Annotated in this window: 8 protein-coding genes; 6 read left to right on the top strand and 2 right to left on the bottom strand. The window is 64.1% G+C overall.

Annotation, left to right across the window (positions count from 1 at the left end; all coding sequences use genetic code 11):
* The 6 genes from AB0C28_RS55970 to AB0C28_RS55945 form a co-directional block, all read left to right on the top strand.
* Positions 1-294, top strand: a 294-nt coding sequence (locus tag AB0C28_RS55970) for a hypothetical protein (RefSeq protein WP_358085695.1), incomplete at its 5' end; no start/stop codon positions are given.
* A gap of 166 nt (positions 295-460) precedes the next feature.
* Positions 461-817 (top strand): hypothetical protein, encoded by a 357-nt coding sequence (locus tag AB0C28_RS55965; protein WP_358085693.1) that lies wholly within the window; start codon positions 461-463, stop codon positions 815-817.
* 42 nt (positions 818-859) lie between these two features.
* On the top strand, positions 860-1489 hold the full coding sequence (locus AB0C28_RS55960) for a hypothetical protein (RefSeq protein WP_358085690.1): 630 nt from the start codon (positions 860-862) through the stop codon (positions 1487-1489).
* A 225-nt stretch (positions 1490-1714) separates the two neighbouring features.
* The gene (locus AB0C28_RS55955) at positions 1715-2377 is read left to right on the top strand and encodes a polymorphic toxin-type HINT domain-containing protein (RefSeq protein WP_358085687.1); all 663 of its coding nucleotides are present in this window, start codon (positions 1715-1717) and stop codon (positions 2375-2377) included.
* Between the two features lie 4 nt (positions 2378-2381).
* Complete coding sequence (locus AB0C28_RS55950) at positions 2382-2792, top strand: hypothetical protein (RefSeq protein WP_358085685.1); 411 nt, start codon at positions 2382-2384, stop codon at positions 2790-2792.
* Positions 2793-2813: 21 nt separating this feature from the next.
* Positions 2814-3641, top strand: coding sequence for a hypothetical protein (locus tag AB0C28_RS55945; protein WP_358085682.1), 828 nt, complete (start codon positions 2814-2816; stop codon positions 3639-3641).
* 365 nt (positions 3642-4006) lie between these two features.
* Here the strand turns inward: AB0C28_RS55945 and AB0C28_RS55940 are convergent, their stop codons facing one another.
* Complete coding sequence (locus AB0C28_RS55940; RefSeq protein ID WP_358085679.1) at positions 4007-5020, bottom strand: hypothetical protein; 1014 nt, start codon at positions 5018-5020, stop codon at positions 4007-4009.
* On the bottom strand, positions 5020-5328 hold the full coding sequence (locus tag AB0C28_RS55935) for a PadR family transcriptional regulator (RefSeq protein ID WP_358085676.1): 309 nt from the start codon (positions 5326-5328) through the stop codon (positions 5020-5022). Before AB0C28_RS55935 ends, AB0C28_RS55940 begins: the two co-directional genes overlap by 1 nt.
* Between the last annotated feature and the right edge of the window lie 1042 nt (positions 5329-6370).

Below are 6370 nucleotides of genomic sequence, written 5' to 3'. Positions count from 1 at the left end.
TCATCGAACTCGACATCGCCTATCCAGGCCGCATCAAGTAAAGACCGCTCACAAGCACTCAGAAACGATCTTTACACACCTGAAGTGACAACCTCCTGTCGGGTGGCCTATGTACTGCGGCTCTTCAGCTGGGTGGGCTTGTTGAGGGTGCCTGATCACGATGGCGAGGGAACGTTCTGGCTGGCTCCCACGTCCCTTATCGGCCGCCACTGGCGGGTCTGGTTGATCACCCGGGCCGAGGTCGGCGCACAGGCCGCAGGGGAGAGGCTCTGGCCCTGGCCGGTTGCGCCGTAGCTCTGGCTTGGTGATATCCGATCGTCTCGCCATCGGCATCGACGTGCAGTCGAAGGCCGGCGCCGTTGCCGTAGTAGGGCGTGCACTCATCTGTCCTGCTACTTTCTGATTGTATTGCGTCACCGAGAGTGACATGATGTGGCGTCGTGATCGGAAGGGAGATGCGATGCCGCGTTGGGCGTTGATTGCGACTGGAATGTTTGCCGCGCTGTTGGTAGCCGGTCCCGTACGGGCATCGGAACGGTCGTGGAACGACGGGTACGGGCGGCTCGGGGACGTCGAGATCAGCACCAACCGTAAAGATGTTGCACTGTGTGATCGCCTCGATGATGAGAACAAAGTGGCCGTGGAGTATCAGACGACCATCGGTCGGACGATCCTCCTGCAGGCCGGGCCGAAGCGTGGATGTGTGCTGGATTCGGTGTTCTTCGGCTCCATCAAGCGGGCCAAGTTCTGCTACGGCCCGGATGTCGATCCCGAAGGTGGTTCGTTGCGCTGGTGCAACCCGGCTCGCAGCTTCTGAGAGCAAGGCTCCGAACTTCGGCGAACGATGGGAGAAAGCGGCGTGTTGACCGGAGTCGCTTCTCGTGAGTTGCCGCAGTGGTCTCGTCAGCGCAGCCCTGGGCTTGCTGCGCTGGCTGTGCTGCTGGTGCTCGGCGGTGCCCTGGCTTCGATGATGCTGGTAATGCGGGCCGATGAACGTATGTCCGTCATCCGTGTCACCGGGCGGGTCGGCGCTGGTCAGCCCTTCGGCAGCGGCTCCTTGCAGGAGGCGCGGATCGCTGACGACGGGGCCACGTATTGGCCCTGGTCGCAGCGTGATCAAGTTGCAGCGACCGTGGCGACGGTTACGGTACTGCCGGGGACGCTGCTCACTCGCGCGATGGTCATGGGCGGTGACGGCAAGGCGGTCGCGGGAAAGACTGTCAGGGTGGGGCTGGCGTTCAAGCCGGGCCAGGCTCCCTATGACTTGCGGCAAGGGGAACGGGTTCAGCTCATCCACGTGCCTGGCCGTAGGAGCAGCTCCGGGGGAGCGGTGGTCGTCGCTGAGGAGGCGATGGTCGACGGCGTGAGCTACACGTCCGGATCAGCCGGCCAGGCCACGGTCATTGTCGACAGCGTGGTGGCGCCCGTGGTCGCGGCTCACGCTGTCAGCGGTGAAATCGCCATCGCCGTCATACACGCCACCCCCTGACAACAGGGAGGCGAGAGGCTAGCCCCTGCGGCTGCCCCTGCCTTCAGCCCACCCCGTCACGAGGGGGTCGTGCTGGTGACGTCACAGCGAACTGTCCTCTCGCCGCTTCGCTCATGCAGGGTCAGGTCAGATCCAGGAGCCCTCTAGGCGCGATTCGGGCTCGCTCGACCGGCCTCGTCTGCGTCGACCGGCCACGCCCATCGAGTCGAGAGGTGATGCGGCCGGGTGATCGCCACCGACCCGGCCACCGGGCGCAGCCAAGCGCAACCTGTGATCGCCGTCATCACCGGATCAGGCGTCAAGAACCTCGTCCGCATCACGGTCGACACCGACGGTGCCGCCGGTACCGCGACCGGCGTGCTCGTAGCCACTGACGAGCACCCGTTCTGGGTTGCGGACCGCCAGGCGTGGACGGCCGCGACACACCTGGAGCCGGGTACGTGGCTGCGCACGAGCGCGGGCACGTACGTGCAGGTCGCCGCGGTCGCGAAATGGACCAGCGGGTCTCAGGCGGTGCACAACCTGGCGGTCGCCGGTAGCCACACCTACCACGTTCAGGCTGGCGCGGCAGATGTCCTGGTCCACAACGACGACCCGCCGAAACCGTCGTCGGCTCGCGTGCCGAACCTCACCGGCATGACTCAGACCGCTGCCGACGCGGTGCTGGAGAGGCACGGATTCGAGCTCCAGGCGATCTCCAAGAGCGGAGCCTATGCCACCTACAAGGCGGCGGACGGCAGCAAGGTGACGGTCAGGCTCGAGGACGGACGGATCACCCGGACCAGCGCGATCGTCAGGGGTCCCAACGAGAAGAACGGTACCCAGCGCTGGGACCAGGAGGGCAACAAGACCTTGTCGCACGACACCGGTGAGAATTTGCAATGCTGAGCACGTGATGGCAGGCAACACGGTCGAGAAGACCTGCGAGCGAGCCGGCGCGGTGCTTGCGCACTGCGTCGGCGGCTTCCTCGACATGGTGAGTTTCACGGCTCTCGGCGAGCGCGACCATCTCGACATCAAGATCGTTCAGACCCAGAGATGGCCGATGGTGAGTCTGCTGCTGGAAGACGTGCGGCACATCGCCGTGGACAAGGGTCCCGACATCGAGTCGTCCTTCGTAGACGACATCACCCTCACGCCACTGTTGCGCACGCCCGCGGCGTGGCCCGCCGAAGCGGATGCCCTGGTGACCCGCTTCGAGGGCCTGCCGGATCTGTACTGGCTGCGCTTGGCTGGACCGACGACGATCACCGCGGTCGGCGCCATCGTCACCATCTCCACGTCCCAGGACTTCTTGGCCTGAGCAGGGGTCGGGCCTCCCCCGGTGTGGAACGCCGATGATTCCACCCGGGCCCTGTCCTGCCCGGAAACACGGTTGCGTGCCCTGAACTGGGGTTTGCTGCATGATCAATGCAGCGGCTACGACCATCGCTCGGTGTTGCTGTCGCTTGTCTACCGGTTCTTCCGCCGTCAGCCCGGCAGCCGCCCTCAGCCGCGGATTGCCGGGCTGGGTTGGTCGGTCTTCGATGAGACGGTGGCGATAGAGGCGAATCTCGGTGAGCTGCGCGGTGCGGAACGCGCTGTGCTGGCGGCTTTTGTGCGCGGTGCATGGCTGGATCTGCGTACCGGAAAAGCCAAGGAGGACGACTCGACTTGCGGGGAGTCCTGGGACCTGGTGCGGACGGTCAGGGCCGAGGTGATCAAGGCGCTGCTTCTGGGGGTGACCGAGGCCGACCCCGGCTGGTCGCCGCCCATCAGGTTGCGGGGCGCGCGCGTCGTCGGGCGGCTCGACCTCATGGGAGCGACCGTCGAGTATCCGCTGTCGTGCGAAGGATGCTTCTTCGACAGCGAATTACGCCTGGTGGAGGCGACCACGAAGACGGTAAGGATTGTCGACAGTTGCCTGCCCGGCTTCAATGGAGCCCGGTTGCGGCTGGACGGGATCCTCAACTTCTACCGCAATATCGTCTCCGGCGGGATCAGGCTGGACCGGGCGCGTGCATCGGTGATGTTTCGCTGCGTGCGGCGGTGGTCGGCCCGCACTCCTCCGGCGTCGCGGTGGCTGCCGACGGGCTCAATGTGGACGGCAGCCTGGAACTCGACCATGGCCTGCGCGCGGATGGCCCGGTGGTGCTGCGTGGGCTGCGTGTAACGGGTTCGGTCACCCTGGAGGACGCCGACTTGCACGGCGCCCCAGCCCGCCCGGACTCGGGCGCGGACGCCTCTGCAGAGGTCACCTACGCTGTGTCTGTCGGCGACTCGTACGCGTTGAATGCCGACAACGCCGTCATCGATGGTCGCCTCATCGCCGACCGGCTGCGGGCCGATGGCGGTGTGCGCCTGATAAACGCCCACATCGGTGCCAGCCTCAGGTTGAACGGCGCCAGACTGGATCGCCGCGGCGGCGCGGCGCCCGTTGGCGGAATCGGGTGCACAGCCGGCGCCCCCTCCGCTAGGCCCGTGTCAGCGACGCCGAACATGGCTGCCCTACCGCTAGGCCAACGCGCTTTCGCGTGTTCACTTATCCGAGGTGGTGCGATTACGTCTGAGTGCTTTGACCTTCACGCCCCAGCGGCTTCGCAGCCACTCAACGCCCGCGTAGAAGGCCACGACGGCGGGGATGGTGAAGAAGGCCGAGCCCCAGCCCTGTTGGAGGAACACATTGACGATGGCAAAGACCACCAGTGGGCCGAGGAGACCCCAAGTTCGCCATTCCGAGACGAGCAGCCAGCGGATAGCTCGCTGGACCAGATATGGCGTAGCGTGTGACTGTAGGGCCATCCGTAACTGCCATATGCGTAGGGACTGATAGAACGAGTATTTGATCATTAGAGTGGGTCCGCGGCGTGAATTAGCCAGAGTTTGCAGCTCGGCATAAAACTCCTCGGCGAAACGCATGCGGTGTCGGACGGGGAGCTGACGTACAAGCTGGAGGAGGATCCACTCGGCCGCGTGAGCTCTCATTCCTCCTGGAGCAGCTCGGCGATCGGGCTCACCGGCTGAGGCGAGGACGGGAAGTATGAGGTTGGCCGTTCGCATCACTTTGTCCAGATCTTGTCGTAGCCTCAGAAATCCATCACCCCGATAAAGCTTCATGCAGCCCCCGCCATGCCACATATCGGCCACGTTTAGCACGTAGGTGGATTGGTCGGCCGCTCGCAAGCCATCGATGAGGTAAGCCACTTCTGACAGGATGCTGAGCGAGGGAGACCGGAATGGCATGAATGTGATCGTGCGAGAGAGGTTCTCGCCGAGTCGTTCCACTAGCGCTTGAGCGATGGTTGTGTCTCTGCTCAGAGTGAGTGCGTCCTGCGCGATGGCACAGTCTGGATGGCATTGGTCGATTGGGTCACAGCCCGGCACCTCGCAAGGATCATCATGATGCTCCTGCAACAGGCTGACCTTCCTAAGGATCTCTGCCAGCCTGTAGATGGCGTTTGTGGCTAGATCACGGTTGGAGACTCCGTCGAGGATCTCCGTCACCGCCGTCGAATGGCAGACGCGTTCGCGATTGCTGTCGTGGGCTCTCATCAGCCGCTCGCGGTTCCATCGGTGCGAAGGGCGTTCATCCATCGGGTGGCAATGGGCGAGAGCGCGTCACGGGCTTTTGCGACGCCGTCACGGCTCAGGCGGTAGTAGCGGCGGCGTGGCCTGCCGAGCTTGTGCGGGTCGGCATCCTCGAAGTGAGACTCCAGCCAGCCGATGCCCTCGAAGCGGGCGAGGATCGGGTGGATGGTACCGGGAGCGAGGCCAGCAGCTTGGCAGATCTCCACCCCGTACATCTCCCGTGTGGGGTCTTCGAGGAGGGCACGGAGGACGAGTTGGGTGGGGATAGTCATGCGAGGTGTCCTACCCATGATTTAACTCTAACAAGGGCTAGTTAGAGAACGGCAATGTATATGCCGAGCGGGCATGGAAACACCCCGCCCTCGAATTCATGCGTTGGATCGCTGTTGCCGCGTTATACGTTGGGGCCTGCCTCGTTTGGATAGCGGTCCGAAGTGCTTACACGCGTAAGAACACCTCGTCGAGGTGCCACTCGAGAGTCTCGGGATGGGGCCCGGTCTCGGGGCCGGCTCGGAACGTTGATCTCCTGTCCGGCCTGACGGTAGAACTCTTCGCCGTTTCGAGCTCCTCGCGCAGTCTCGGGCTGACGACCAGTCGATGCTTGGGATCGGTCGCCAGATAGCCGCGATCAATCAGCGTGTGCACGTCGAGCCGAGAAGTAGCCCGTTGTCCAGGCGATATTCGCCGCCTGTTGCGACAGGGCGGATGTGGGCCGCCTGCAGGACCGGTCGGATCCTGTCGCCCGGTGATCGCGCACCGGCGTTCCTACGCATGCAAGACCCGGCCTGCGCTTGGCCCCCGCCTACAATGCCGAGCGCCGGCCACGCCCGGGTGCCTGGGTCGCCGAGCTCACCGGTCTGCTGGAGCTAACGCACTTCAACGCCATGCGCGGCCCGCATCCTGAGCGGGAGCGTGCATCGCAAGCCGGAGCTAGGCATGTCGTTGGCACGAACAACGGCTGTATCTGCACGGTGCCCGGGCGGTCGTAGCGGGTCGCCGGACGCCCCAGAATCACGGTTTGACCTGGGAAAATGCCACCAAGATCATCCCGTGTATATCCCCTGATCATGGTCGTACGGTTGCATGCGGGCACCGTGTGCTGCCTATCAATGTTCACAAAGCAAAAGACCTGCGGCTGAGAAACCGCAGGTCAAGGGCTGAAACGCCTATGTAGCCGAAGTGCCCCCGGCAGGATTCGAACCTGCGGCACCCGCTTTAGCCTGCGGCTTTCATGGCGAATTTGAGCCGACCTGATCGTTCACATAAGAAAAGTGCCCTTGAGCTGGGAGGATCGGACTTGTCGAAGGCCCCGTC

Source organism: Nonomuraea sp. NPDC048892, from assembly GCF_040649735.1.
GTDB classification, from domain to species: domain Bacteria; phylum Actinomycetota; class Actinomycetes; order Streptosporangiales; family Streptosporangiaceae; genus Nonomuraea; species Nonomuraea maheshkhaliensis.
Note: the sequence above shows the minus strand (reverse complement) of the source record. Positions and strands in the feature narration are given on the sequence as shown.